This window comes from Pseudomonas sp. JS3066, from assembly GCF_036328175.1.
Lineage (GTDB): Bacteria > Pseudomonadota > Gammaproteobacteria > Pseudomonadales > Pseudomonadaceae > Metapseudomonas.
In genome coordinates, this window is the sequence record NZ_CP143312.1 from 2,462,287 (window position 1) to 2,488,679 (window position 26,393).

Annotated in this window: 23 protein-coding genes and 2 pseudogenes; 17 read left to right on the plus strand and 8 right to left on the minus strand. The window is 62.8% G+C overall.

Annotation, left to right across the window (positions count from 1 at the left end; all coding sequences use genetic code 11):
• On the minus strand, positions 1–1,011 hold the full coding sequence (locus tag SA496_RS11530) for an FAD:protein FMN transferase (protein WP_120651111.1): 1,011 nt from the start codon (positions 1,009–1,011) through the stop codon (positions 1–3).
• Positions 1,012–1,497: 486 nt separating this feature from the next.
• Between SA496_RS11530 and rsxC the strand changes: the two genes are divergently transcribed.
• Together rsxC and SA496_RS11540 are read left to right on the plus strand one after the other, a co-directional pair.
• Positions 1,498–2,898 carry an electron transport complex subunit RsxC gene (gene rsxC / locus SA496_RS11535; RefSeq protein WP_330115447.1) on the plus strand — a complete coding sequence of 467 codons (1,401 nt, stop codon included), beginning with the start codon at positions 1,498–1,500 and terminating at the stop codon, positions 2,896–2,898.
• Complete coding sequence (locus SA496_RS11540; protein ID WP_330115448.1) at positions 2,895–3,848, plus strand: RnfABCDGE type electron transport complex subunit D; 954 nt, start codon at positions 2,895–2,897, stop codon at positions 3,846–3,848. Before rsxC ends, SA496_RS11540 begins: the two co-directional genes overlap by 4 nt.
• Positions 3,849–3,895: 47 nt before the next feature.
• On the opposite strand, the gene SA496_RS11545 is transcribed toward SA496_RS11540, so the two are convergent.
• The 5 genes and pseudogenes from SA496_RS11545 to SA496_RS11565 form a co-directional block, all read right to left on the minus strand.
• Positions 3,896–4,606, minus strand: a complete 711-nt coding sequence (locus SA496_RS11545) for an SDR family NAD(P)-dependent oxidoreductase (RefSeq protein WP_120651108.1) — start codon at positions 4,604–4,606, stop codon at positions 3,896–3,898.
• A 41-nt stretch (positions 4,607–4,647) separates the two neighbouring features.
• Complete coding sequence (locus SA496_RS11550; RefSeq protein WP_153919975.1) at positions 4,648–5,304, minus strand: DsbA family oxidoreductase; 657 nt, start codon at positions 5,302–5,304, stop codon at positions 4,648–4,650.
• Between the two features lie 321 nt (positions 5,305–5,625).
• Positions 5,626–6,093 carry a hemerythrin domain-containing protein gene (locus tag SA496_RS11555; RefSeq protein ID WP_120651106.1) on the minus strand — a complete coding sequence of 156 codons (468 nt, stop codon included), beginning with the start codon at positions 6,091–6,093 and terminating at the stop codon, positions 5,626–5,628.
• Positions 6,094–6,304: 211 nt separating this feature from the next.
• Positions 6,305–6,484 (minus strand): general stress protein, encoded by a 180-nt coding sequence (locus SA496_RS11560; RefSeq protein WP_120651105.1) that lies wholly within the window; start codon positions 6,482–6,484, stop codon positions 6,305–6,307.
• 353 nt (positions 6,485–6,837) lie between these two features.
• A pseudogene (locus SA496_RS11565) lies at positions 6,838–6,948 on the minus strand (NAD(P)-dependent oxidoreductase); the annotation flags it as partial.
• 318 nt (positions 6,949–7,266) lie between these two features.
• Here SA496_RS11565 and SA496_RS11570 point away from each other — a divergent pair.
• Genes SA496_RS11570 through SA496_RS11580 form a run of 3 tightly spaced genes read left to right on the plus strand, consistent with a single transcriptional unit; the run spans position 7,267 to position 8,380 of the window.
• Positions 7,267–7,782, plus strand: a complete 516-nt coding sequence (locus SA496_RS11570) for a DUF4142 domain-containing protein (protein WP_153919977.1) — start codon at positions 7,267–7,269, stop codon at positions 7,780–7,782.
• A gap of 43 nt (positions 7,783–7,825) precedes the next feature.
• The gene (locus SA496_RS11575; RefSeq protein ID WP_120651103.1) at positions 7,826–8,182 is read left to right on the plus strand and encodes a four-helix bundle copper-binding protein; all 357 of its coding nucleotides are present in this window, start codon (positions 7,826–7,828) and stop codon (positions 8,180–8,182) included.
• A gap of 18 nt (positions 8,183–8,200) precedes the next feature.
• A complete protein-coding gene (locus SA496_RS11580; RefSeq protein ID WP_120651102.1) occupies positions 8,201–8,380 on the plus strand; it encodes a hypothetical protein in 180 nt (59 codons plus the stop codon).
• 64 nt (positions 8,381–8,444) lie between these two features.
• Here the strand turns inward: SA496_RS11580 and SA496_RS11585 are convergent, their stop codons facing one another.
• A complete protein-coding gene (locus SA496_RS11585; protein ID WP_330115449.1) occupies positions 8,445–8,795 on the minus strand; it encodes a DUF3509 domain-containing protein in 351 nt (116 codons plus the stop codon).
• Between the two features lie 383 nt (positions 8,796–9,178).
• Here SA496_RS11585 and SA496_RS11590 point away from each other — a divergent pair, with 383 nt between their 5' ends.
• Entirely contained in the window at positions 9,179–9,451 is a 273-nt protein-coding gene (locus SA496_RS11590) for a hypothetical protein (protein WP_178123513.1), read from the plus strand.
• A 176-nt stretch (positions 9,452–9,627) separates the two neighbouring features.
• On the opposite strand, the gene SA496_RS11595 is transcribed toward SA496_RS11590, so the two are convergent.
• Positions 9,628–9,960 (minus strand): four-helix bundle copper-binding protein, encoded by a 333-nt coding sequence (locus SA496_RS11595; protein WP_120651100.1) that lies wholly within the window; start codon positions 9,958–9,960, stop codon positions 9,628–9,630.
• A 410-nt stretch (positions 9,961–10,370) separates the two neighbouring features.
• Between SA496_RS11595 and glgA the strand changes: the two genes are divergently transcribed.
• The 11 genes and pseudogenes from glgA (at position 10,371) to SA496_RS11650 (ending at position 26,391) form a co-directional block, all read left to right on the plus strand.
• Positions 10,371–11,912, plus strand: a complete 1,542-nt coding sequence (gene glgA, locus SA496_RS11600; protein ID WP_153919979.1) for a glycogen synthase GlgA — start codon at positions 10,371–10,373, stop codon at positions 11,910–11,912.
• Positions 11,906–13,666 carry a malto-oligosyltrehalose trehalohydrolase gene (gene treZ / locus SA496_RS11605; RefSeq protein ID WP_330115450.1) on the plus strand — a complete coding sequence of 587 codons (1,761 nt, stop codon included), beginning with the start codon at positions 11,906–11,908 and terminating at the stop codon, positions 13,664–13,666. The genes glgA and treZ overlap by 7 nt, the downstream gene beginning before the upstream one ends.
• Positions 13,666–15,738: a 4-alpha-glucanotransferase gene (malQ, locus tag SA496_RS11610; RefSeq protein ID WP_120651097.1), complete on the plus strand. Its 2,073-nt coding sequence runs from the start codon at positions 13,666–13,668 to the stop codon at positions 15,736–15,738. Before treZ ends, malQ begins: the two co-directional genes overlap by 1 nt.
• Positions 15,731–18,529: a malto-oligosyltrehalose synthase gene (locus SA496_RS11615; protein WP_330115451.1), complete on the plus strand. Its 2,799-nt coding sequence runs from the start codon at positions 15,731–15,733 to the stop codon at positions 18,527–18,529. The genes malQ and SA496_RS11615 overlap by 8 nt, the downstream gene beginning before the upstream one ends.
• Positions 18,526–18,786: a DUF2934 domain-containing protein gene (locus SA496_RS29205; RefSeq protein WP_120651095.1), complete on the plus strand. Its 261-nt coding sequence runs from the start codon at positions 18,526–18,528 to the stop codon at positions 18,784–18,786. The genes SA496_RS11615 and SA496_RS29205 overlap by 4 nt, the downstream gene beginning before the upstream one ends.
• Positions 18,787–18,805: 19 nt before the next feature.
• Positions 18,806–20,965: a glycogen debranching protein GlgX gene (gene glgX / locus SA496_RS11625; protein WP_330115452.1), complete on the plus strand. Its 2,160-nt coding sequence runs from the start codon at positions 18,806–18,808 to the stop codon at positions 20,963–20,965.
• Positions 20,966–21,082: 117 nt separating this feature from the next.
• Positions 21,083–22,348 (plus strand): annotated as a pseudogene (locus tag SA496_RS11630) (zinc-dependent alcohol dehydrogenase); the annotation flags it as partial.
• A gap of 152 nt (positions 22,349–22,500) precedes the next feature.
• Entirely contained in the window at positions 22,501–23,418 is a 918-nt protein-coding gene (locus SA496_RS11635) for a DUF72 domain-containing protein (protein ID WP_280358876.1), read from the plus strand.
• Positions 23,415–24,203 (plus strand): endonuclease/exonuclease/phosphatase family protein, encoded by a 789-nt coding sequence (locus SA496_RS11640; protein ID WP_120651091.1) that lies wholly within the window; start codon positions 23,415–23,417, stop codon positions 24,201–24,203. Before SA496_RS11635 ends, SA496_RS11640 begins: the two co-directional genes overlap by 4 nt.
• On the plus strand, positions 24,200–25,402 hold the full coding sequence (gene clsB / locus SA496_RS11645) for a cardiolipin synthase ClsB (RefSeq protein ID WP_330115453.1): 1,203 nt from the start codon (positions 24,200–24,202) through the stop codon (positions 25,400–25,402). Before SA496_RS11640 ends, clsB begins: the two co-directional genes overlap by 4 nt.
• A 26-nt stretch (positions 25,403–25,428) precedes the next feature.
• Entirely contained in the window at positions 25,429–26,391 is a 963-nt protein-coding gene (locus tag SA496_RS11650) for a lysylphosphatidylglycerol synthase domain-containing protein (protein ID WP_372240523.1), read from the plus strand.
• Positions 26,392–26,393 lie beyond the last annotated feature (2 nt).

Below are 26,393 nucleotides of genomic sequence, written 5' to 3' on the forward strand. Positions count from 1 at the left end.
CTACTGTTTCTTGACTTGCCCTGGAAACAACGACTCGAATCGAGGCGTCGCTCGGGCAGCGAAGCCCTGCCCCTTGCGCATGATGAAATAGGCAGCGAGGTCATGTCGCTCGGCGAAGGCATAGCCCTCCTCCGGGCCGAGCACCATCAGCACGGTAGACAAGCCATCGGCATGCAGCGCCGAAGGGTCGACTACCGTCACTGCCGCCAGCGCATGCTTCACGGGTCTGCCGACGCGTGGATCGAAGGTGTGCGAATAACGCTGGCCACCTTCCTCGAAATAGTTGCGGTAATCGCCGGAGGTGGAAACGGCGTAGCCATCCAGCGCAATGACGCGCTCCATTTGTTGCTCGTGCTCGCCGCTGGGCACCTCCAGGGCGATGAGCCAGGACGAGCCATTCGGCTTGCGGCCGATCGCCTTGAGTTCGCCGGTGATCTCGACCAGGTACGCCTGGACACCCAGGGCCGAAAGCTTGTCGCCGACCCGATCCACCGCATAGCCGGCGACCATGCTGTCGAAATCCAGTTGCGCCGCTACTTCCTTGCACAGCTTTTCACCATCCAGGCGCAAGTGCTGGAGCCCCACTCGTGCCTGCTCCCGTGCCAGCGCGGTTGCATCCGGTACCGTCACCCCCCGTGACTGCGGGCCGAAGCCCCAGAGATTCATCAGAGGCAGCACCGTCAGGTCAAAAGCCCCGCCACTCTCGCGGAACAGAAACTCGCCGTAAGTCAGCAAGCGATGCATATCTTCGGGCAACGCCTGACAGGCACCGGCTGGCAGATCGTTGAAGCGGGAAACCACGGAGTCGCCGCGCCAGATGGAGAACTGCTGATCGAGCGCCCCGAGTATCGCCTCGACTTCGGTCTTTATTCGCTGCAAGTCGGGTGTCTGCTCGGTGGGCACGTACTGGATCGAATAGGTGCTCCCCATGGTCGGTCCGGAGACGCGCTCGATCCGTTCACCGCAGCCAAACAGCAATGTCAAAAGCATCACCAGCAGGCTAGCGCGCATCTATCGATACCTCTGCGACCCCGGCCGCGCTTCGCGGGCGCGTGGAAACCTACCCAAACTGCCGGCACTAACGGCTTACCAGAGAGTAAAGCTGCATTGCCGGAAATGGCCCCAGCATGTCCCACAAGTTGGCTCAATCCGGCTCACTCAAGACCCGACATGGCTTCCACGCGCCCGCGCTAGGTCAAGTCGCTGGGTCTTGCGCATGACGGTCGAAGGTAGGCTCTGACCAGTGCGGATTACCCGTGCCAGGGCCTGGGAGCACTGCGCAGGCGTTGGATGCGATGCCTCGAAGTGTGGCAATTGGCCTACCGTTCATCAGTCATTTTGATCAAAAACCGAACAAAGCATTTTTTCGGCGCTCTGAGTCCCGAGAGTTATCAGGCGTCGCCCTCGCTTTTCGCTCAACTTCCAGGAAGCAAAAAAACATTTTGTGCATTAGTGCGCAGGGGAGTTTTTTGCCGAATAAAAATTGGAGGACAGTGAATGTCTAACCCTTCGTCGCATGGCGTCGAGCGCATGCAGAACCACGCCCGCGCTCAGCGTCAGCCGCAACAGAAGCCCTTCTGGCGCCGCCTGTTGGCCATCGCCTCCCCCTCACAGCGCAGTTGGCATGGTGGGATCAAGCTCAAAGGCTACAAGCAATTATCCAACGCCCACCCGATTGCGCCGGTCGCAATCGAAAACATACAACTGGCGATCCCGCTTGAACGGGGTCGTCGATGTGTAGAGCCTTGCGTCCAGCCGGGACAGCATGTGCGCAAGGGCGAGGTTATCGGTATCGGCGATGACAACACCCCTTGGGTGCATGCCAGCACCTCCGGCGTCGTGGAACGGATTGGTTTGGCGTACGCGGCCGACTCGGCCGAACCGGTCATGGCTGTCGTTCTGAATGCTGATGGCCTGGATGAGTGGATCGAACGCCCAGTGCTGGGGCTGCCACAAACCCCCGAGGCGTTGGTCGAACGGGCAATGCAGATGGGCATTGTTGGCCTTGGTGGAGCGGGTTTCCCGACCGCCCTCAAGCTGGCCGGCGCTCAGCACCCCGACCTGCTGCTGATCAACGGTGCCGAATGCGAACCCTTCCTGACCTGCGATGACCGTCTCATGCGCGAACGTGCCGAGGCACTGATCGAGGCCGCTGACTACCTCGCCGCTCTGCTGGGAATAGCACTCACCCGTTTCGGTATCGAAACCAACAAACCTGAGGCGATGGCCGCGTTGCGCGCAGCCTCGCGCCAGGCGCGCACCCGAATCGAAATATGCCCGCTGCCCGAGCGTTATCCGGCCGGGGGGCAGCCGTTGATGATCAAGAGCCTCAGTGGCCGCAACCTCGCGCCAGGGACCCTGCCCGCCGATATCGGAGTGCTGGCGCTGAATGTCGCGACGCTCTATGCCCTGGGACAGGCCGTCTTCCACGTCGAACCACTGATATCACGCGTGCTGACGCTGACCGGCGCCTGCGAGCGACCCGGGAATGTCATGGTGCCGGTGGGCTACCCGGTCAGCGCATTGCGCGCGATTGCTGGTGCGTCCCCCGAAGGCCAGTTGGCACAGGTTGGTGGGCCGATGATGGGACAGCCGCTACCGGACCCTACTGCCGTCATCAGCAAGACCAGTAGCTGCCTGATATTCGGCGCCGAGCGCTACCTTCCGGCCCCCCAACCCGCAGGCAGCTGCATTCGCTGTACGCGCTGTGTGGATGTCTGCCCGATGTCCCTCAGACCGCTGGATCTTTACGCTGCCGCCGAACGCCATGACAAGGCCAGCCTGCAAGAACTGCGTTTGTATGCCTGCATCGAATGCGGCAGCTGCAGCAGCACCTGTCCGAGCAACCTGCCGCTGCGCGAACGTTTCCGCCAGAGCAAGACGGAGCTGCGTTCATGAGCCTGATCAGCGGTCCCACCCCGTACCGACTGCGCACGGTGATGCTGCTGGTCAGCTTGTGTCTCCTGCCGGGCTCCGCCTTGTACGCCTGGCAATTTGGCGTCGTGGTGTGGATGCAGACCTTCTGGTGCGTACTGCTCGCCATGGTCTTCGAAGCCGGCCTGCTGCGCCTGCGCGGACGCAGTGTACGCGAGGGTTTGAGCGACCTGAGCTGGCTGGTGCTAGGTCTGATCCTGGCTCGGGCATTGCCGCTGCTGGTGCCGTTGTGGATGATCGCCCTGGCCAGTTTTGCCGCTCTCGCATTGTGTAAACACGGCAGTGGTGGCCTTGGTCGCAACCGACTCAACCCCGCCATGGTCGGCTTGGGGATCATCGCGATCTGCTTCTACCAGCAGTTGTACCCCGCTCCATCGAACTATGCCCCCTGGACCCTCACCCTGGATGCCAAGGCGGTTCTTCTACAACAGTTGCAGCTGGTGCCACGCCTTGACCTCGATGCGTTCGCCGGCGCCACCCAGTTGGCCAAGAACCAGTTCACGCCGATCACCCCCAACCTGTCGGGCTATGGCTATATTGCCGGTGGTTTGATACTGGCTGTCCTGCGGGTGATCCGAATCGAGATTCCATTGGCGATGCTCACCAGCACGGTATTGCTGTGCCTGGCCGCGGGTCATAGTCCACTGGAAAGCCTGTACAGCCTCAGCCTCGGTGGCTATCTGTTCACCGCCTTTTTCATCGCGACCGATCCGGTCACCAGTCCCGACACACGTGGTGGTCGCATACTCTTCGGCCTGGCCATTGGCGCCCTGACTGAATTGATTCGCGAATTTGGGCTCTATGCCGATGGTCTCTGCTTCGCTGTGCTGGCCGCCAACCTGCTGGTGCCGCAGATCGACCGGTTGGTGCTGCGCATACAGCGCCCCTGGTACACAGCGAAAACCTGGAACTGAATGCGCGCAGCGCCGTCGGAAGCGTTCGACGGCGCTGCGCGCAAGTATCAGTGTCCGGCGCTCTGACCACCATCGACGTGCAGGATTTCACCGGTGACGAAACCGGCGTTGTCCAGATAGACGACGGCCTGGACGATATCGCTGGTCTCGCCCATGTGTCCGACCGGGTGCAGCCGGCCCAGCGCCTCATGGGTTTCCTCGCCGTGCATCGGGGTCTTGATGATGCCGGGAGAGACCGCGTTCACACGGATACCGCGCTTGGCGTATTCGATGGCCAGGGACCTGGTCGCCGCGTTGATGCCTCCTTTGGTCAACGACGCCAGAACCGACGGCACACCTTCGATGGCGTGGTCGACCAGGCTCGTGGTGATGCTGACGACGTGGCCGCTGCCCTGTTTCTCCATCTCGGTGATCGCGAGCTGGGAAATGTAGAAGAAACCACCGAGGTTCACCCCCAGTACAGCGGCGTAGTCTTCGCGGGAGTAGTCGGTAAAGGGTTTGGCGACGAAGATTCCGGCGTTGTTCACCAGGGTGTCGATACGGCCAAAGCGCGCGATACCTTCACCGATCACTCGCTCGGCGGTCGCAGGGTCGGCGATGTCACCCGCCACGGTGAGGATATCCGGGTCGCTGGATGGCTTGATCGAACGCGACGTGGCGACAATCCGGTAATCGAGATCGCGGAAGGCTTTGACCACAGCCGCACCGATGCCTTGGGATGCGCCTGTGACAACAACGACTTTTCTTGCATTGCTCATGATGAACCTCCAGGTACATGGGGGTTGGGAAGAACGGTTGATCAGGCTTCGGCTGGGGTCCGCGCCATTTGCCGCAGGACTTGCTCGTAGTACTCGACGGACTGCGAACCGGACACCAGGTGGCGGCCGTTGAGGATCAAGGCCGGTACCGAACTGATGCCACGAACTTGGTAGAACGCTTCAAGCTCACGCACCTCGCTGGCAAACGCCCCGGTTGCCAGCACCTCTCTCGCACGCACCGCATCGAGCCCCGCTTCGGCCGCCAGATGCACCAATGTCTCCTGATCACTCGGGTTCTGGCCGTCGGTGAAGTAGGCGCGAAGCAGGACTTTCTTGAGATCGATTTGCCGCCCTTCCTGCCACGCCCAGAACAACAGCCGATGGGCATCGAAGGTGTTGTAGAAGTGGCTGCGCTTCTCCAGGTCGAACTGGAATCCGATGGCCTGGCCACGGGCGATCACCATTTCGTTTCTTGCGGCAACTTCTTCGGCGCTACGCCCATACTTGCGCATCATGTGCCTGGTCGCAGGCTCGCCTTCGGGCGGCATATCCGGATTCAACTCGAACGGCTTGAATGTCAGTTCGACCAGCACTTCGCCGGCCAGATTCTCGATGGCCTGGTCTAGCGCCGCTGCGCCTAGAGCGCACCAGGGGCACACCACGTCGGAAACGAACTCGATGTTCACGTACGGAGTCATGACTGAGCCTCCGCAGTTTTTTTGCGGTATTCAGTGGTGGTCACGTTGAAAAACGGCATGACAGCTCTCCTGCGACCTCCCATCGGCATGATGGGCAGGTGTTGGAGGCGAATTTAGGGCGCTGACTCAGGGGGATAAAGACGGGGTTTTGAACATCATTAGTGACGTGATGTAACGAGTCGGTGTGGTTCTCGACTGAGGGAAACTTCATTTGAGCTCGCTAAGTGCCAACAGATTAGGCGGTTCAGTGCCTCGCACTTCAGCGGTTTCCGTTCGGTGCGCAGCGCAGCCTGCCGCCGCAATGGCAGCAGGTCCATGGCCTCATGCCGCGTGGTCGAGGGACTGCTTCAGCTCGCGCTTGCGGTTTTCCATGTGCTTGCCCAGCTCTTCCAGCTCGGACTTCTTCAGCAACTTTGCCGCGTTGGGAAACATGTCCTGCTCTTCTTCCTGGAGGTGGTGCTCCAGCAATTCCTTGAGCACCTTGATCCGGCCGGAGAATTGCACGGAGTCGGCCGGCGTTTTCAGCAGGTCGGGTAGCACCAGGCTGTCCACGGTGCGATGTTCTTCCATGGCTTCGTAGAACATCTTCTGTTCTTCCTTGCCACCTGCTTTCACATAAGCCGGATAGAAGATCCGTTCCTCGATTTCGGTGTGCACAGCAAGCTCGCCGCTGATCCGGTTCAGCAGCTCCATCCGCGTCTTCACACCGCGTTCGGTGGTGGCGCTGAGCTTCTCCAGCAATTGCCTGACCACTGCATGGTCCTGTTTCAACAGTGTGATCGCATTCATGTCCTTCTCCTGGCTATTCGACGGTCATCCACCAGTGGGCAGATATGTTGCTGACCGGTGCCCCGACGGGGAGTTCGAGTTAATGGGCGAAAGGCGGTGCTGAGGCGGGTGCCTTGGAATGAGCTGACGATTGATCCCGGACGAGCATTGACGCGAGGGTGGAACATTGAAGCGGCGGCATTGGCCGCCGCTTCGATCAAAGCGACGGTGATCAGTTGTTGCGTCCGCCGCCACCGCCTTGCTGGCCGCCTTTGCGACCGGTATCAGCAGGGGTACGTTCCGGCTCTTTCTTGATGTTGCCGCCATCTTGCTGGCCGCCTTTTCTTCCTGCTTCGGATGCGCGGTCACGATCCTCGGTGAAGCTGCCTTTACCGCCTTTTTGTTCGTTCATGGTCGTTATCTCCGGATGGTTGGGGTGAAGAGAATGCGCGTGGCATTCCCCTAGTCCGAACCGACCCGTCGCTCAAACGTTCAGTTTCATTTCGCTCCTGGCCCTGCAGGACATTGCAGACCCGCCGGGCATTCCAGCATCAGTTCGCCATCAGAATGCCGGGGTTGAATGTTCGCTTTCCTTTCCTTGCTCGTGCCGAAGCCCGCGCAAGTCCTTGACATCGCAAGGGCGTCCGGAGAATCAAAACGGTCGTTTCTATTTCTGACCAATTGGCCAGCATATGGCGGGAGCTAATGAAAGGAATCCCTGCGCCATGCGAAAACGGTCTGAGCGCGGGGGCGACCTCCACCTGTTCAGCCATTGACTACCGTGCCGCCATTCACGCGCAGCACCTGTCCGCTCTTGCAAGAGGAGTCGCTGCTGGCCAGGTAGACATAGGCCGGTGCTACTGCGGAAGGCTGCCCGGCGCAATTGGCTGCCGACAAGTACTGCGGGGCTGGCTGCATGTCGGACTCCAGTCCCGGTTGGCGGTCCTGGTGCTGCGGCGGAAGGTTTTTTAAGGCCAGGCAGGTTACCTCCGGTAGAGCGCGGGTTGGCGAGCCCTCGGCGGGACCGGCTTACCGCCCAGGAGGGCTCGGCCACCGGGGGGGCCTGGGGTTGTGAGGACGGCAGCGCGCTTAGGTTCGAACTGCCTTCGCGCGCAGGGCCCGCAAACTTTCTTGAACTTCCCTCGTGCCCTCCTCTTCTACCGAGCGTGACCTTCACGAATTGAGGATCTCACCATGACTCATTCGCTCAAACACCTGATAGTCGTGTTGTGCGCAGTGCTGGCGCTTGCTCCTTCGGTGCAGGCCAAGGATGAGATCAGCCCACAAGACTTCGTTGGTCAGGCATCAGCCGCCAGCCTCGCCGAAGTCGAGTCCGGCAAGCTGGCGCTGCAAAAAGGCACTAGTGAGGAGGTCAAGACATTCGCGCGGATGATGGTCGACGACCACTCGGCAGCCAACGAACAACTCCAGGCCCTGGCGAGCAAGCAGGACCTGAAGATATCCGAAGCTCCCGGCCTGACTGAACAGGCCAAGGCGAAAATTCTGCAAATGCGCGGTGACGCATCCTTCGACAAGGCCTATGCCAACAACCAGATCGAAGCGCACAAGGCCGCCGTTGAACTCTTCCACACTGCAGCCAATTCCGAAGACGAAACCATCCGCGACTTTGCCTCCAGGATGCTGCCCAAGCTGGAAGAGCACCTGAAGATGGCGCAGAGCCTCGCCGTCGACGTGGGTGCCCGTGAGTAGGTCGGACGCTTTGTCCGAGTACGCTTCCATTGGAGGCCCAGCCATGAACGAGGAGCACCGCTTCCAGAGTTGCATCGCCGCCTGCAGCAGCTGCGCCACCGCATGTGAAAGCTGCATGGCGGCCTGTCTCAGCGAAGAACGTGCGGCCACCCTCACCCGCTGTATTCAGCTGTGCCGTGATTGCGCCGATATCTGTCACTCCTGTGCCTCACTGATGATTCGCGAGAGCGAATACGCATCGGCCATGTGCCACGTGTGCCTGGTCGTCTGCATCGACTGCGGCGAGGAGTGCGCGGTTCATGGCAACAACCATTGCCAGGAGTGCGCCAGGGCCTGCCAGCTCTGCGCCGAGGAATGCGAACTCATGGCAGACTGGCACGGCGCCGCACCGCTTCCCTGACACCCGAGGAGAAACGCCATGGGTACCGAAGAACGGCCGATTCCCGAACAGCCCCTTATCGACGATCCGGGAAACGAAGACCCCGGCTCCCAGATCGAGCGGGAAGAACCTCCAGGGGTGATACCCGATAGTCCCCCACGCGAAGATCCCGACCCGCGCATCCCGGACAGCGACAAGGAGCGTCGCGCACACGGCTGAGCACAGCGGATTCGGAGTGGGGTTGATCGGCTGGCCGTGCAGCAAGACGGGCGGATCAGTGCGATCAGTTCGTAGCGATATGCCGCGAGTGTTCCAGCTTGCGGCGGGCCACCAGGGTTTTCGCTGCGGTCATGTGTAGCCCACCGCCGTAATAGGTCGGCAGTTCCCGAGACACCCAATCGATGCCGCGCGCGTGCCAGATAGCCTCGCCGCTGGCAAGCTTCATCTCGCGTTGTAGCTCCCGAATTATCCCGCGCGCGCAGTCCTCGTCATGCAGCGCGCGGCCGCTGATGGCCTTGCGCAAGGGATGCCCGGTTTCTTCTGTCAGCACGAGCAGCAGCGTTCCGTCGGGTCGGGACTTGAGGTCCACCTGGAACTGTGAAAAGGCTTCGGTGAATAGATTCAAAAAAATCATTTGGGAGCTCCCTGTCTGGTGGCGCGGTTCCTTCATCCAGCATTAGTCGTGCCTGGCCCACAAATGGAAACATTCGCGCTGGAACGGCAGTCCCGCTCTCACCGATGACCTCTCGCCAATTGCGATTTGCATGATCGCCGCCACAGCTCCTTGCATCCTGCATGAGCCGCCTGTCTCGCCATTTGCAAGGTTGAACCCCGGGCTGCGGATGGGATTCGGATTAGGAGCCACTCCGGATTCCACGAGGTGATCGGGGCACTCAACCACGCAAGGGCCAGGCAACGGGAAATGCTTCACGAGAAATCTTCCGCCAGCGCTTCCAGGAATCCTTCGCCGACTGGCGTATTTTGCCGAACGGGACGCATTGCAACGGATCGAAGCCATTGCCCGGAAGAGCTACCAGGGAGGCGCGTCGAGCACTCTCCGACTGGCTCGACTGGATGGGCTTCGTGGATGCGGGAATCCACGCTCGGCTCGAGCCCTACATTGGCTACTTCAAACCCTATGCGACCAGCCACGAAGAGCTGGACAACGATCTGGCCCTGCAACAAGAAGTACGCATGGTCGCCCAGGCAGTCATGCGGACCGCGGCCGAGGCCAGGGCGGGCAATCTCGCCTGTCCACGGCGCGGGTTACAAGCGCCACGACCGAAGTGATGCGTACCCTCCTCTACCCGCCGGATGTCCGGCGGGAAAAGGCAGAGGATGCGTCGGCGAATCTTGATCATGGACGTCAGCTCCGTACCTGGTTGGGGGATCAGGAATGCTGACTGCCACTTAACTTGCTGGTTCAAGGAAAGCTCTCAGCGGATGCGTCTTGGCGAGTTCCGAGATCAATGCACGTCCACCGATTGCCGGTCGACCATCCGCGCCAAAGCCTCACAGGCTTTCCGACATTCCTGGCATTCGGCCATTTCGTGACGCGCGCACTCCCCCGCGCAGAGCCGGCACATTGCGGCGCAGAAGGTGCCGTAACTGGCCACGTAACGGCTCTCCTGTTCCATCAGCACGAGCATCTGCCGACAAGTCTCCATGCATTCGCCGCACAGCTCGCGGCAACGCCGGATGGCCCCGCGTCCGGCCCCGTCCTCCACGAGCAGGAAACGGGTAATGCACAGGGAACAGGCGACGATGCAACGGCTGCATGCTTCGCGACGGGAGTCCATGGCATCAGCTCCGGCGCAGCCGTTCGTAGTAGTACGGCAGGTTGAGCAACGTCTCTCGGACGGCGGCATCGCGAACGTCGCGGGGTTGGCCGTCGAAGCGCAGCATCGCGCCAATCGCACGCATGGTTTCGTCCTCCCTCTGAAAGGCTTACCCATGACCTATGGAAGACCCCCGGCAGGCAAAAGTTCAGGTTTTCCCCTGAACGGAGCCCGGCTGAGAAATAAGTCGAACCTAAAGGGAATCCCGCCAGTCAGGAAAAAGTGTGGGGCCCGAGTACGGGGCCACCGCGAACCACAGACGGTTCAAGCCCGGGCACAGGGAAGCGGACGTGCGCGTCCACCGGGTTCGGCAGAAGAGTTGTCGAACCAGGGGATCGCCAACCATGGACCATGACGATTCGGAGCACATTATGGGAACTGCCGTTGCCACGGCCCACGTTGGTGAAGCCACTACCATCGAACCGAGGCCCAAGGCCGAGCTGCACCTGGGAAGTCTGAAAGCGTCCAAGAAACACATCCTGTTCGTTACGCCGGAACTGGCCGACCTGGTAAAGGTTGGCGGTCTGGGAGATGTCTCGTCAGCGCTGCCGAAAGCACTTTCGGCCCATCACGACATCCGCGTGCTGCTGCCGGGATATCGACAGGTGCTGGAAAGCGGCCATCCCATTCGCGTCGTCGGCCAAGTGAACGGGCTGGCCGCCCTGCCGCCATGTGGCATTGGGCGGATGGACCTGCCCGACGGGCTCATCGTCTATGTGCTTATCTGTCCCGAACTCTACGAGCGAGAGGGCACGCCGTACGGCGATGGCCACGGCAACGACTGGCCGGACAACCACATCCGCTTCGCCCGCCTAGGCCTCGCGGCAGCAGAGATCGCCGCCGGGACGGCCGGCATCAACTGGTGTCCGGAACTTGTCCATGCCAATGACTGGCCGGGCGCACTTGCGCCCGCCTACATGGTCTGGCGCGGCTTGCGTACGCCCTGCGTATTCACCATCCACAACCTCGCCTACCAGGGCCTTTGCGGCCTCCACAGCAGCGCAGAGCTTGGTATCCCGGCCGCGGCGCTCACCTCCGAGGCTCTCGAGTTCTACGGCAAGCTGTCCTTCCTCAAGGCCGGCATCGCCTACTCGAGCCATGTGACCACCGTCAGCGAAACCTACGCCCAGGAAATCACCACACCCCTATTCGGCTGCGGACTGGAGGGCATGCTGCAGGCCAAGGTCAATGACGGCCGATTGAGCGGAATCCTCAACGGCATCGATGAAAGCTGGGAGCCGCGCAGTGACCCGCACCTCGTACAGGGCTTCAGCGCCGGTCGCTGGCAAGGAAAGGAGGCCAATGCCCGCCATGTCCGGGAACGCTTCGACCTGGACATCCACGAGGGGCCGTTGTTCGCCGTGATTTCCCGCCTGGTGCAGCAGAAAGGCATCGACCTGACTCGCGAAGTGGCCGGGCACATAGTCGAGGCCGGTGGCAGCATTGTCGTGATCGGCCAGGGCGAACCGGAGCTGGAACAGGCGATGGTGGACCTGGGCGAACGCCATCCCGGCCGCATCGGCGTGAGCATCGGCTTCGATGAAACCGTGGCACGGCGCATGTTTGCCGGCAGCGACTTCCTGCTCATGCCGTCGCGCTTCGAGCCCTGCGGCCTGAGTCAGATGTATGCCCAATGCTTCGGTTCCCTGCCCATCGCCCGTCGAACCGGTGGGCTGGCGGACACCATCGAGGACGGTGTCACTGGGTTCCACTTCGACGACGCTTCGGTGGACAGCTACCTGGATGCCATCGACCGGGCCCTGGCGGTATACGAACGTCCCGAATTGCTGGATGCCATGCGTACCCACGCCATGGATTCACCCCTCTACTGGGAACGCACGATCTGGGCCTATGACGAGCTATACCAGCGGCTGGTCGACGGCCCTGCCGTCGCGGGGAAAGCAGAGTGCTGACAGCCCCTTTGCATGGCGCCAGGCTGATCGGCCCACATACCACGCGCTTCTCGCTCTGGGCGCCGGATTGCCGCAGCGTTGCCGTGGAATTGATGGACGGGGCCCTGCACCCGCTGGCGGAAGAGCCAGGCGGCTGGTTTGGTGGCGAAGTGGAGTGTTCTGCGGGAACCAGCTACCGCTACATCGTGGACGGTGAACGCCGTGTGCCGGACCCGGCTTCGCGTCGCCAGGCCGGGGATGTCCACGGATTCAGCATGGTGGTTGATCCCGCGACTTATTCGTGGCGCGTGAAAGATTGGCCCGGACGCCCCTGGCACGAAGCAGTGATCTATGAGCTGCATGTCGGGCTGCTGGGAGGCTTCGCCGAAGTGGAAGCCTACCTGCCGACTCTGCTGGCGCTGGGCGTCACGGCGGTGGAGCTAATGCCCCTGGGGGAATTTCCGGGAAAGCGCAACTGGGGCTACGACGGCGTACTGCCTTTTGCCCCCGACTCTTCCTACGGAACGCCGGACGAGCTGTGCAGCTTGGTGGACCGGGCGCACGAGCTGGGACTGATGGTGCTGGTGGACGTGGTCTACAACCACTTCGGCCCGGAAGGTAATTACCTGGGGCACTACGCTGCGGACTTTTTCCGCCGCGACCGTCAGACGCCCTGGGGCGACGCCATTGACTTCCGTAAGCGCGAGGTTCGCGAATTCTTCATCGAGAACGCGTTGATGTGGCTCCAGGACTATCGCATGGATGGATTGCGCATCGATGCGGTACATGCCATCCGCGACATCGCGTTCATGTTGGAACTGGCTGACCGTGTGCGCGCCAGCGCATCGAGAAAACGTCACCTGCATCTCGTGCTGGAGAACGAAGCCAATGAGGCCAGTCTGCTGGAACGGGGCTACGACGCCCAGTGGAACGACGATGCCCACAACGCGCTGCACGTCCTGCTCACCGGTGAACATCACGGCTACTACGAGGACTTCGCCGAAGCCCCTGCCCTCAAGTTGGCCACCTGTCTGGCGGAAGGCTTCGCCTACCAGGGGCAGTCAGACCGCCATGGTTTCCCCCGCGGCGAACCCAGCGTCCATCTACGCCCCGGCGCCTTCGTGTTGTTCCTGCAGAACCACGACCAGGTGGGTAATCGCGCCTATGGCGAACGTTTGCCCGCGCTGGCAGACCTGGATGCCCTGAAGGCGGCCACTGTGCTGTTGCTGCTTTCACCGATGATTCCGCTGCTGTTCATGGGCGAGGAATGGGGTTCGACGCAACCATTCCTCTACTTCACCGACCATCCGCCAGCGCTGGGGGCGGCGGTGCGCGAGGGCCGGCGCAACGAGTTCGCGACGTTCCCGCACTTCAGCGACGCGGTATTGCGGGAGAACATCCCCGACCCCAATGCCGCACGGACCTTCAACCGCTGCCTGCCGGACCTCGATCTGGTCAACCAACTGCGGCACCGGGAATGCCTGGCGTTATACCGCAGCCTGATCAGCCTGCGACATGCCCGCATCATTCCGCGCCTGCCTGGCAGCCATGCGCTGGAGTCCGGCGTCCTGGGCTCGCACGCGGTAAGCGCGGCATGGCGCATGGGTGACGGCGCTCGCCTGGATATCCTGATCAACCTCGGGGAATCTCCCGCGCCCATGGAGCCTGCCGGCAGCAACGCGGAGATTCTCTTTGCCCATCGTATTGAAGGCGCGGACCTGGCCGAGTGCCGGATGCCGCCGCGCAGCGCCTTGGCGTTGCTGGAACCAGCGTGATGAGCGACGTGCAACTGGCGGCACTGGCCAGCGCTGTAGGTTTGCAGCTCGACTGGATGGACGCTGACGGCCAGCCTCAGCGAGTCAGCCCTGAGGTCCAGCGGGCGCTCCTGGAAGCCATGGGTTATGCGGCTCAGTCTCCCCAGCAGATCGCCGGCGGCCTGGTCGAAGCACGCGAACACGAGCAGGCCACCCGCCTCGGCCCACTGATCGTGCTGGACCAGGGCGATCTGCTGTCCCTGGCCGGATCTCATCGCCCTGGCCATGCCTACCAGTTGCATCTGGACGATGGACGGCTGTACGAGGGACGTCTCGATGCGGACTGCCGCCTGCTGGCTCCCGATGCCTGCGGATATCACCAGTTGCGCGTCGGCGACAGCGAGCTCTGTCTCGCAGTCGCTCCACCAGCTTGCCCAAGCGTCCGCGAGCTGCTGGGCCATGCGCAGGCCTGGGGCTTGGCCGCACAATTTTATGCACTGCGCCGGCCCGGTGACGGCGGCCTCGGCGATACCAGCGCTGTGGAGGACCTGGCCCGCAGCGCTGCCCGCCATGGCGCCGACGCGCTGGCCATCAGCCCCGTGCACGCGATGTTCAGCGCGAACGGTGCCCAGTACAGCCCGTACTCTCCCTCTAGTCGCCTGCACTTCAATGTGTTGCATGCTGCCCCGGCCCACGTACTTGGCGATGCCGAACTGCAGCGTGCGCTGGCGGCCACCCGCCTTGGCGCCGAGTACGCCCGCCTGGAAGCCTTGCCCCTGCTTGACTGGCCTGCGCTTTCCACCGCACGGATGGCAGTCCTGCGCCAGCTCTACCGGCAGTTCGATGAAGAACAGGGGGTGTTGCGCCAGGACTTCGAGCGCTTCTGTGAAACGAGTGGGGACGCCTTGCTCCTGCACTGCCGGTTCGAAGCACTGCACGGACACATGCTCGCCAATGGCGCTCCCGGCGACTGGCGCTGCTGGCCCGAGCATTTGCGCAATCCTGCCCACGCCGCCGTCCAGCGCTTCGCCCTCGAGCATGCCCGCGAAGTGGAGTTTCACGCCTTCGCCCAATGGCTGGTAGTACGCGGTCTTGAACGAGCACAGATGGCCGCTGTCGGCGCCGGCATGGGCATCGGGTTGATCGCCGATCTCGCTGTGGGCGCGGATTGCTCGGGTAGCCAGGCCTGGGCCTGCCAGGACCAACTGCTGGCTACCATCCGGGTGGGCGCACCGCCGGACATCCTCAATCGTTCCGGCCAGAACTGGGGAGTCTGGGCGTTTTCACCGCTGGGGCTGAAAGAAAACGGTTACCAGGCGTTCATCCAGATGCTCCGTGCCAGCCTCGGCTGCTCCGGTGGTGTCCGCATCGACCATGTCATGGGCCTGCAGCGTCTCTGGGTGATTCCCGAAGGCGCCCGCCCAGAGCAAGGGGCCTACCTGCGCTTTCCCTTCCATGACCTCCTGCGCCTCATCAGCCTGGAGGCCTGGCGTAGCCAGGGCCTGGTGATAGGTGAAGACCTCGGCACCGTTCCCGACGGGCTGCGGGAAGAACTCGCCCGCCGCAACGTGCTGGGTATGCGTGTGCTGTTGTTCGAGCAGCGTGACGGTGAGTTCATTCCGCCCTGCGACTGGCCGCAAGATGCCCTGGCGACCACCAGCACCCATGACCTGCCGACCTTGAACGGCTGGTTCCAGGGCAAGGACATCGATTGGCGCCTGAAAGCCGGCCATTGCGATGCCGAAACGGCCCGCCATAGCCGGGAGATTCGCGAGCGAGAATGCCGGGCGCTGACGGCGGCGTTGCGACTGGAGGGGCATCTCTCTCCTCATGAAGACAGCCGTGAGCGCTGCGTGCAGGGTTGCATCGGCTATGTCGCCGAAACGCCCGCGCCGCTAGTCCTGTTGCCGCTGGAGGACCTGCTGGGAGAGTCCGAACAGGCCAACCTGCCGGGACCGGGTGATGCGCATCCGAACTGGCGTCGCCGCTGGCCGACGACGGCGGCCGAACTGATCGAGCTACCGACGTCGCGCCGCCATCTGGCTTGTCTCACGGAAGGCCGCGACATGCGGCGGGAGGTGCCAGATGAATGAACTGCGCGCCACCCTGCGCTTGCAATTCCATCGCGGCTTCACCCTCGACGCCGCCGTTCCCCTGGTGCCCTACTTTGCCGAACTGGGCATCAGTCATCTGTATTGCTCACCGCTGTTCACGGCCCGTTCCGGGTCCAGTCATGGCTACGACGTGGTGGACCCGACGACCATCAACCCCGAACTCGGTGGCGAGGTCGCCCTGGAGCGGCTGGTGGATGCCCTGCGCCATCGACGCATGGGACTGATCCTCGATCTCGTACCGAACCACATGGCGGTGGGCGGCGACAGCAATCCCTGGTGGCTGGATGTTCTGGAGTGGGGTCAGGAGAGCCCCTATGCGAACTTCTTCGATATCCACTGGCATTCAACGGACCCGCTGCTGGATGGCCAGCTACTCGCGCCCTTCCTGGCCAACGACTACGGCGAGGTGCTGGCCGCTGGCGAGTTGCACCTGGGCTACGACAGCAGCCTTGGCGGTTTTACGGTCCGGCATTTCGAACATCGCTTTCCCCTGTCGCCGCCCACCTGGGGCGAGCTGCTGCGCAGCAGCGGGGACCCTGATCTTTCCGCCCTGGCGCAGGAGTTCGACCGCCTGGCCGACCTTCCCTCCCCTCGCGCCCCTGCGTTGGCTTTGAAAGAAGGACTCGCGCGGCTGCTCGCCGAGCCTGCCCGCAAGGAAGCACTGACCCGCGGGATGACTGGGTACAGCAGCGACAACGATGCCGCCATGCAGCGCCTACACGCGTTGCTGGAACGCCAGCCCTATCGACTGGCAAGCTGGCGAACCGCAGCCGACGATATCAACTGGCGGCGCTTCTTCGACATCAATGAACTTGGCGGCCTGCGGGTGGAACGTGCCGAGGTGTTCGAAGCCACCCACGCCAAGCTCTTCGAGCTGATCGAACGCGGACTGGTGGACGGACTGCGCATCGACCACGTGGATGGCCTGGCCAATCCCCGTGGCTATTGCCGACGCCTGCGCCGACGGGTGAACCGCCTGCTGGATGCCCGCCCCCGAACCGCCCCGTTCCCCATCTACGTGGAGAAGATCCTCGGCCACGGCGAGCGCCTGCCCCGCGACTGGGCCGTGGACGGGACCACCGGCTACGACTTCATGAACCAGGTTTCCCTACTGCAGCACGACCCGCTCGGCGAAGCGCGCCTGGGAGCACTCTGGAGCTCCCTCAGCGGTCGCAGCGGAAACTTCCTCGCGGAAGCGCAGGAGGCACGGCGCCTTCTGCTCACGAGCTCCCTGGCGGGCGACGTGGAGACGGTCGCTCAGGGACTCGTGCAGATAGCGCGAGGCAACCTGGTGAGCCGTGACCTGACGCTGGGAGCCATTCGTCGTGCGCTGCTGGAGCTGTTAGTGCATTTTCCGGTCTACCGCACCTACGCCGGTCCCTGTGGGCGCTCGGAGCAGGACCAGGCCCTATTCCAGCAAGCCCTGGAAGGTGCCCGGGCGAACCTGGCCGCGGCCGAATGGCCATTGCTCGATTCCCTCGACCGCTGGCTCGGCGCCGAGCCCCTGCGCGATCTCCCACCTGGCCCCGCACGTCGTTTGCGGCGCCAGGTGTTGCAGCGTTTCCAGCAATTGACCTCGCCGACCGCAGCCAAGGCCGTGGAAGACACCGCCGGCTACCGCTCCGCGGTATTGCTCTCGCGCAACGATGTGGGGTTCGACTCCGAGCGCTTCAGCGCGCCCATGACAGAGTTCCACGACGATTGCCTGGAACGCGCCGCCCTGTTTCCTGCCAGCCTGCTGGCCACCGCCACCCATGACCACAAACGCGGCGAGGACTGCCGCTCTCGCTTGGCTGTGCTGAGCGAACGTTCCAGCTGGTTTCTCGAGGGGATACAGCGCTGGCGGCGTCTGGCCGATCCACTGCGCCTGATCGCCGACCTAGACGAGACCATCGCGCCGGCCGACGAACTGGTGCTGTATCAGTGCCTGCTCGGCAGTTGGCCTCCCGACCTGTCCCTGGACGATGTCGGCGGTATCGGCAGGTACCTCGAGCGCTTGCAGCGCTGGCAGGAAAAATCCCTGCGCGAGGCCCGGCTGCGCAGTAACTGGAGCGCTCCGAACCAAGCCTACGAAGCGGCCTGTCGTATCTTTCTCGCCCGGGTGCTGGAAAGTCCCGAAGCAAAGCCACTGCGCGAAGAACTGGCCGCCGCGGTTGCCGAGCTTGCGCCCGCCGGCGCACTCAACAGCCTGGTTCAATGCCTGCTGCGGATGACTACTCCCGGGGTGCCGGATCTCTATCAGGGCACCGAATTCTGGGACTTCAGCCTGGTGGACCCGGACAACCGTCAGGACGTGGACTTCGCTGCGCGCGTGGCTGCTCTCGCCAGCCGGGAGGCTCCGCAAGAGCTGCTGCACGGCTGGGAGGACGGCCACATCAAGCAGCGGTTGGTAGCGACCGTCCTTAACCTGCGACATAAACAACCGCGCCTGTTCAGCCAGGGCAGCTACGAGCCATTGCAGGTCGAAGGCCCCCAGGCCGCACGGGTTCTGGCCTTTGCGCGCTGGCATGACCTGTACGGGTTGGTGGTCGTGGTGCCGCGCCTGGCAGCGCCTCTTCTGGATGGTCCCTTGCCACAGGTGCCGCCACCGCGCTGGGGAGACACCCGCGTCAGGTTGCCCCGTGTGCTTCGTGCCGGGCGGCTGAGCGGCGCTTTCTCCAGCCGTGACCTCGTTCCCCGGCAGGGCTGCCTGGAAGTTGCCGAGCTGTTGGCGGACTTCCCCGTCAACCTCCTGCTGATCACGCCATCGAATCGGGAGCCCGAGCCATGAGCAGAAATGAAGCACGTATCCGTGAACTTGCGTACCAGATCTGGGAGTCCGAAGGTTGCCCTCAAGGCCAGGCGACGCGTCACTGGGAGTTGGCCTGCATCCTGGCCGAAACGGTGGCAGCGCATTCCGCCGCACCCACCGCCGGCCCACGACGGATTACCAGGCCCTGTCCGGTCCCACTGGATGAGACCCATCCGGGCAAAGCCAGGGTTTCCAAGGCAAGTCCAGTGAGCACACCGTCGGAGCCGAACGCTTGAGAGCGTCCAGGTAGGCAACATGACCCGGCAGCGCCAACGCGCCCCAGAAGTCCAACAGCGCTCGCGTATCAGCGAAGGCCACCCGTTTCCATTGGGCGCGAACTGGGACGGACTGGGCGTCAATTTCTCGATTTTCTCGGCCCACGCAACGCGAGTCGAGCTCTGCCTGTTCGATGCCAAGGGCGAAACCGAGCTGGAACGCATCGAGTTGCCCGAGTACACGGACGAAATCTGGCATGGCTACTTGCCCGACGCCCATCCCGGCCAGATCTATGGCTTTCGCGTGCACGGTCCCTACGAACCGGACGTCGGGCACAGGTTCAACCCGAACAAACTGCTGATCGATCCCTATGCCAAACAGCTGGTCGGACGACTGTGCTGGTCCGAGGCGCTGTTCGGTTATGTGATCGGCTCGCCCGACGCCGATCTCAGCTTCGACACCCGCGACAGTGCCGCCTTCGTGCCGAAGTGCAAAGTCATTGACCGCGCGTTCACCTGGGGCGATCAGCAGCACCGGCGCATTCCCTGGGACAGCACGCTGATCTACGAAACGCACCTGCGGGGAATCAGCATGCGCCACCCGGCAGTACCCGATCACCTTCGCGGCAGCTTTGCCGGATTGATGAATGCCGAGCTGATCCAGCACATCCGTTCCCTGGGCGTTTCCGCCGTGGAGCTCCTCCCGGTGCATGCCTTCTTCGACGACAAGCACCTGCTGGAAAAAGGCATGAGCAATTACTGGGGCTACAACAGCATCGGCTTCTTCGCTCCCCATCCCGGCTACCTCGCCAGCGGCAAGATCAACGAGTTCAAGGAGATGGTGGCCCATCTCCACGATGCCGGCCTGGAGTTGATCCTCGACGTCGTCTACAACCACACCGCCGAAGGCAACGAGCTGGGTCCGACCCTTTCCATGCGCGGCATCGACAACGCCACTTACTATCGGCTGATGCCCGGTGATCGGCGTCACTACATCAATGATTCCGGAACCGGGAACACCCTCGACCTCAGTCATCCCTGCGTACTGCAGATGGTCACCGACTCACTGCGCTACTGGGCGACCGAGATGCACGTCGACGGCTTCCGATTCGACCTCGCCACCATCCTCGCCCGCCATTCCCATGGCTATGAGGAGCGTCACGGCTTTCTCGTCGCTTGCCGCCAGGACCCTGTGCTGAGCCGCCTGAAACTCATCGCCGAGCCATGGGATTGCGGCCCCGGTGGATACCAGGTCGGCGGCTTCCCACCCGGTTGGGCCGAATGGAACGACCGATTCCGCGACACGGTGCGTGCTTTCTGGCGCGGCGACGGCGGAGAGGCCGCCACCCTGGCCAAGCGTCTCACGGCCTCCGGCGATCTGTTCAACCAGCGTGGTCGGCGCCCCTTCGCCTCGGTGAACTTCATCACCGCCCATGACGGCTTCACCCTGCGCGACCTGGTGTCCTACGACCACAAGCACAACGAGGCCAACGGCGAAGACAACCAGGATGGCAGCGACCACAATCTGTCCTGGAACCACGGCTGCGAAGGCCCGACCCATGACCCGCAAATCCGCGCCCTGCGAACGCGACAGATGCGCAACCTGCTCGCCACCCTGATGTTCTCCCAAGGCACGCCCATGCTGCTCGCCGGTGACGAGTTCAGCCGCACGCAGCACGGCAACAACAATGCCTACTGCCAGGACAACGAGATTGGCTGGGTCGACTGGACGCTGGATGAGGAAGGCCGCGACCTGCTGGAGTTCACCCGCCGCCTGGCGAGCCTCCGGCGAGCCTATCCGATCATGCGTCGCTGGCGTTTCCTGGTCGGTCATTACAACGAGGCGCTAGGTGTGAAGGACGTCACCTGGTTGGCTCCCGATGGTGGAGAAATGGCCGAAGAGCACTGGCACGACGAGAACACCCGTTGCATGGGCATGCTCCTGGATGGTCGGGCCCAGCCGACCAGCATACGTCGCAGCGGCGCTGACGCCACGGTGCTGCTGGTGGTCAACGCCCATCACGAATCGGTGAGCTTCAAGCTTCCCGAAGTAACCGGTGGTTCGGGCTGGCACTGCCTTGTGGACACCGACAGTCCCGCCCTGCGAAGCCAGGGCGAACTCCCGTTCGATGAGCCATTCGAGGTCACCGGGCGCTCGCTTGCGCTGTTCGAGCTGGTCCCGCTGACTCCTCAGGGCTGACCGGCACCTCGCCATAAATAGCCTGAACCCTCGGGGTGAGGCCAAGTCGGAACAGAAAGGGCTGATTCGGATGGCCTGGCGATCCGCCAGCGATCCGACAGCCGGAGGAGCCGACCAATGAAAGCCGTGGTTTTTCACGACGTGGGCGATATCCGCCTCGACGAAGTCCCGGACCCGGTGCTCCTGGAGCCGACCGACGCGATCATCCGGCTCACAGCTTCGGCGATCTGCGGTACCGATCTGCACTTCGTTCGTGGGACCGTGAGCGGCATGGTCAAGGGCACCATCCTCGGGCATGAAGGCGTCGGGATCATCGAGGCGCTAGGCACGGACGTCCGCAACCTGGAAATCGGCGATCGCGTTGTCGTCCCGTCAACCATCGCCTGCGGCAACTGTTCCTATTGCCGCGCGGGCTACTACGCCCAATGCGACGACGCCAACCCTAACGGCAAGGAAGCCGGCACGGCCTTCTACGGCGGCCCTGCCAGCAGTGGCCCCTTCCAGGGCCTGCAGGCCGAGATGGCACGCATCCCCCACGCCAATATCGGTCTGGTCAAGCTGCCCACCGGCATCAGCGATGATCAGGCGATCCTCCTTTCCGACATTTTCCCCACCGGGTATTTCGGTGCCGAGCTGGCGGAAGTCACGCCAGGCGACACCGTGGCCGTGTTCGGTTGCGGCCCGGTAGGTCAATTCGCCATCGCCAGTGCCAAATTACTCGGTGCCTCTCGCGTGTTCGCCATCGACAAACACGACGATCGCCTGCGGATGGCGCGCCAGCAAGGCGCGGAGATCATCAACTTCGACCTGGAAGACCCGGTCAAGACGCTGCGCCGCCTCACCCACGGCATCGGGGTGGACCGCGCCATCGATGCGGTGGGCGTGGATGCCGAATGCCCCGCCCACTGCGATTCCACGACCGTGTCCGAGTTCCACCAGGAAATGGCCGAAGTCACCCCTCATTCACACCCCGATGGCGACAACTGGCACCCGGGCACTGCGCCCAGCCAGTCCCTGCGCTGGGCGGTGGAGGCCCTGGCCAAGGCCGGAACCCTCGGCATCATTGGCGTGTATCCGCAACAAGCACGCCGTTTTCCCATCGGAGGAGCTATGAACAAGAACCTGACCATCAACATGGGCAACTGTCACCACCGGCGCTATATCCCGATCCTGATCGAAATGATCCAGGCCGGCCGTATCGATCCGGCCAAGGTGCTTACCCAGATCAAGCCGATGGGAGACGCCATCGAAGCCTTCAAGGCGTTCGACCGCCGCGATAGCGGCTGGATCAAGGTAGAGCTGCAGCCACAGAAGGCTGCGGTCAGCAAGGCTGGGGAAGGAACCGAGCAAGTCGTTCACGAATTGAGCGCTGCCGGCAAACCGGACAAGGTGGCGACCCTGCCCGGCGCGCCAAAGCCGCCGGCCAGCAAGCGCAACGATGCCGAGGACTCGGACCAGCGGCAGGAAAAAACCGAGTCAGCCACCCTGCCGGCAGGTCCCAAGCCAAAGAAAACCAGTAGCTGAGGCACAAGGCTGTGGGCGAGATACGCATTGGCATCTCCGGATGGCGCTACGCGCCCTGGCGGGGGATTTTCTATCCCGATGGCCTGCCCCAGGACCGCGAACTGGCCTTCGCCTCGCGGGCGGTGAACAGCCTCGAGATCAACGGGTCCTTCTACGCCCTGCAAAATCCGGCACGCTACGCCAACTGGCGGGATGACGCACCGAAGGATTTCATCTTCGCGGTCAAAGCGCCGCGCTACATCACCCACACCCTCAAGCTCAAGGACGTCGAGAAGCCCCTGGCCAACTTCTTCGCCTCGGGGCTGCTGCAGTTGGGAGAAAAACTGGGGCCCATCCTCTGGCAATTCCCGCCCAGCATGGCGTTCGAAGCCGGCACGTTCGGCCGCTTCCTCGACCTGCTACCCGGCACCACTCATGCCGCGCTGGATTGCGCCAGCCATTGCAGTGATCGCCTGAAGAAGGTCGGCTATCAGGAGGCATCCGCTCGCGGCACGCTGCGCCATGCCGTTGAGATTCGCAACGAGAGCTTCGCCTGCGATGCCTTCGTGCAAATGTTGCGCGATCACAAGGTCGCCCTGGTCATCGCAGACACCGCCGGCAAGTGGCCTTATCTGGAGGACCTGACCAGCGACTTCGTCTACCTGCGTCTGCACGGCGACAAGGCGCTCTACGCAAGCGGCTATACCGAGCAGGCCCTGGCGCGCTGGGAGACGCGTATTCGCACCTGGAGCGCTGGTCTGCAACCTGGTGATGCCTTTGTAGTGGATGAGCACGGAACCCGGCTGCGCAAGTCGCGGGACATCTATTGCTACTTCGATAACGACCAGAAGGTGCGCGCGCCTTTCGATGCTCGCCGCCTGCTCGAACGCCTGGACCTGACCAGGGACCTGGAAACCCAGCCTGGTGTATTGCAAGGAATCCCACCGTGACCACGACCATTCCCATGCCTGAGATCGTCATCGACAGGATCACCGCAGTGCATCGCCTCAAGGTGCTCACAATCAACATGCACAAGGGGTTCAATGCCTTCAATCGGCGCTTCATACTCCCCGAGTTGCGAGATGCCGTACGCGCCACGGATGCCGACCTGGTGTTCCTGCAGGAGGTGCTCGGCAGCCATGATCGCCATGCCCGGCGCTACCATGACTGGCCGCCGACGTCGCAGTACGAGTTCCTCGCCGACAGCATCTGGCCGCAGTTCGCCTACGGGCGCAATTCGGTCTACCCGCACGGCCACCACGGCAATGCCCTGCTTTCAAAGTTCTCCATCATCGAGCGCGAGAACCTCGACGTGACGGTGCATGGCAATGAGCAGCGCGGCCTGCTCCATTGCATCCTGGACGTGCCGGGACACCGTGAAGTGCACGCCATCTGCGTTCACCTCGGGTTGCGCGAATCCCACCGCAAGCTACAGATCAGGCTGCTCGCGGAACTTTTAAGCAGCCTCAATCCTGCTGCCCCGACCATAGTCGCAGGGGACTTCAACGACTGGCGGCTGCGGGCGGATGCGGTGTTGGCGGAGCACGGCCTGGTGGAAGCTTTCGGTTGGGCCTATGGAGCTCCGGCCAAGAGTTTTCCCGCGCGATTCCCGCTGCTCTGCCTGGACCGAATCTACGTCCGCAATGCCACGTGTCATGAGCCCATGGTGCTCGCAACCCGGCCCTGGTCGCACTTATCCGACCACGCACCGCTGGCAACGGAGGTGCACCTGTGAAACGGCAATGGCGTGATGGAAACCGCATCGAACTGCTGATCAATGGCGAGGAGTATTTCCCTCGTGTTTTCGAGTGCATCCGCGCGGCGACGCGGGAAGTCCTGGTCGAGACCTTCATCATCTTCGAGGACAAGGTCGGCCACGAGCTTCGGGAAGTGCTTATCGAAGCGGCTCAGCGTGGCGTGAGGGTCGAGCTGGCGTTCGACGGCTACGGCACGGCGGACCTGGGCGAAGAGTTCATCGCCAGCATGACCTCCGCTGGCGTCCGAGTGCATGCCTTCGACCCCAGTCCCCGCCTGTTAGGCATGCGCACCAACCTGTTCCGTCGGCTGCATCGCAAGATCGTCGTGATCGATGGAGAAATGGCCTTCGTCGGCGGCATCAATTACTCCGCCGACCACCTGGCGGACTTCGGCCCCATGGCCAAGCAGGACTACGCCGTGGAAGTCAGCGGCCCGGTGGTCGCCGACCTGCGCCGATCCAGCTTGCGCTTGCTCTCGCAGGTACTCGACGGGCCCAGTGAAATCCGTCCTACCGCTCGCAGTACCGGCCAAGCGCGAATCCTGTTGGTCGAGCGCGACAACAATCGCCATACCACGGATATCGAGCAGCAGTATCTGGCGGCCTTCCGCGGCGCACGCTCGCGTGTGGTGGTGGCCAACGCCTACTTCTTTCCCGGCTATCGCCTGCTGCGCGAACTGCGCAATGCGGCCCGCCGTGGCGTCAAGGTGCAGCTCATCCTGCAGGGGCAACCGGACATGCTTTGGGCCCAGGTTTTCTCACGACTGCTCTACAAGTACCTGCTGCGCGAAGGCGTAACCATCTACGAATACTGCAAGCGACCATTGCACGGCAAGGTCGCCCTGGTGGACGAGGAATGGTCGACGGTGGGCTCCAGCAATCTCGATCCTCTGAGCCTGGCGCTGAACCTGGAAGCCAATCTGTTCGTGCGCGACCGGGCGTTCAACCAGTACCTGCACCGCCACCTGGAACAGTTGGCTACCGAGCACTGCAAGAGCATCAGCCTGGAACGCATGGTCCGTGGCTACTGGTGGCGGGCACCGTTGATTTTCCTCTGCTTCCACTTCATCCGGCGTTTCCCCGCCATCGCCGGCTGGTTCCCCGCCCACCGACCCAACCTCGAGTCCCAGCATCCGGCCAAGGATGAAGAGCCCCATTTGGACGAGGGCAAGACCTGATGAGCGAGTCCACCAGGAAACCGTGGATGAAATGGGGTACGCGGCTGCTGACCGTGTTCTTCATACTGTTGATGCCGGTCCTGCTTTACCTCGTGGCGCGGAACGTCGACTGGAACGAAGTGAAACAATCGCTGCAAGCCTTCAGCTTGACCACGCTGCTGGTAGGCGGCGCGCTGGCCTTCTCCAGCTACATGGTGTTCAGCATTTTCGACCTCATCGGGCGGGCCTACACCGAACACCACCTGCCCGCGCGCCAGGTGCTCCCGGTAGCGTTCGTCTGCTACGCGTTCAACCTCAACTTCACGACCTGGGTCGGTGGCGTGGCACTGCGCTATCGACTCTACAAACGCATCGGCCTGGATACCGGCACCGTCACGCGGATCATCAGCCTCGGCATCGTTACCAACTGGATCGGCTACATGGCCCTGGCGGGCGTGATCTTCTCCCTGCGCCTGGTGAAACTCCCGGCCAACTGGAGCCTGGGTGTGACGGGCCTGCAATTGATCGGCCTGCTGCTATTGGTGCTGGTCGGCCTCTATCTGTATGCCTGCGGCTATGCCAAGCGACGTACCTGGTCCTGGCGGGACCACCAGATCACCCTGCCCTCGCTGCGTCTGGCGCTGATACAGGTCTGGCTTGGCGCGACCAACTGGACACTGATGGCTTCGCTGATCTTCTGGCTGCTGCCCCACGGACACGGCACCTATTACCCCTCCATTCTCGGCATCCTGCTGATCAGCTGCGTGGCCGGCGTCATCACCCATATTCCCGCCGGCCTCGGGGTACTGGAAACGGTTTTCCTCGCCCTGCTGCATGACCAGGTCAGCCAGGGCGGGCTGGTAGCGGCCCTGCTCGGCTATCGCACCCTGTATTTCCTGGTACCCCTGCTGGTGGCGGCAGTTACCTATCTGGTCCTGGAAAAGCGCGCCAAGACCATCCGCCTGCAGCATAAGCACAAGGTCCGGCCAGAAAAATCTTCCACGGGTTGAAT

Bases quoted from the DNA above. Each gene is read 5' to 3' on its own strand.
- SA496_RS11580 (WP_120651102.1), top strand. From the start codon at position 8,201: ATGGGTACCGAAGAACGGCCGATTCCCGAACAGCCCCTTATCGACGAT.
- SA496_RS11560 (WP_120651105.1), bottom strand. From the start codon at position 6,484: ATGAACGAACAAAAAGGCGGTAAAGGCAGCTTCACCGAGGATCGTGAC.
- SA496_RS11530 (WP_120651111.1), bottom strand. From the start codon at position 1,011: ATGCGCGCTAGCCTGCTGGTGATGCTTTTGACATTGCTGTTTGGCTGC.
- SA496_RS11550 (WP_153919975.1), bottom strand. From the start codon at position 5,304: ATGACTCCGTACGTGAACATCGAGTTCGTTTCCGACGTGGTGTGCCCC.
- SA496_RS11570 (WP_153919977.1), top strand. From the start codon at position 7,267: ATGACTCATTCGCTCAAACACCTGATAGTCGTGTTGTGCGCAGTGCTG.
- SA496_RS11545 (WP_120651108.1), bottom strand. From the start codon at position 4,606: ATGAGCAATGCAAGAAAAGTCGTTGTTGTCACAGGCGCATCCCAAGGC.
- SA496_RS11585 (WP_330115449.1), bottom strand. From the start codon at position 8,795: ATGATTTTTTTGAATCTATTCACCGAAGCCTTTTCACAGTTCCAGGTG.
- glgA (WP_153919979.1), top strand. From the start codon at position 10,371: ATGGGAACTGCCGTTGCCACGGCCCACGTTGGTGAAGCCACTACCATC.
- SA496_RS11540 (WP_330115448.1), top strand. From the start codon at position 2,895: ATGAGCCTGATCAGCGGTCCCACCCCGTACCGACTGCGCACGGTGATG.
- SA496_RS11595 (WP_120651100.1), bottom strand. From the start codon at position 9,960: ATGGACTCCCGTCGCGAAGCATGCAGCCGTTGCATCGTCGCCTGTTCC.
- SA496_RS11575 (WP_120651103.1), top strand. From the start codon at position 7,826: ATGAACGAGGAGCACCGCTTCCAGAGTTGCATCGCCGCCTGCAGCAGC.
- SA496_RS29205 (WP_120651095.1), top strand. From the start codon at position 18,526: ATGAGCAGAAATGAAGCACGTATCCGTGAACTTGCGTACCAGATCTGG.
- glgX (WP_330115452.1), top strand. From the start codon at position 18,806: ATGACCCGGCAGCGCCAACGCGCCCCAGAAGTCCAACAGCGCTCGCGT.
- SA496_RS11555 (WP_120651106.1), bottom strand. From the start codon at position 6,093: ATGAATGCGATCACACTGTTGAAACAGGACCATGCAGTGGTCAGGCAA.
- malQ (WP_120651097.1), top strand. From the start codon at position 13,666: ATGAGCGACGTGCAACTGGCGGCACTGGCCAGCGCTGTAGGTTTGCAG.
- rsxC (WP_330115447.1), top strand. From the start codon at position 1,498: ATGTCTAACCCTTCGTCGCATGGCGTCGAGCGCATGCAGAACCACGCC.
- SA496_RS11615 (WP_330115451.1), top strand. From the start codon at position 15,731: ATGAATGAACTGCGCGCCACCCTGCGCTTGCAATTCCATCGCGGCTTC.
- SA496_RS11650 (WP_372240523.1), top strand. From the start codon at position 25,429: ATGAAATGGGGTACGCGGCTGCTGACCGTGTTCTTCATACTGTTGATG.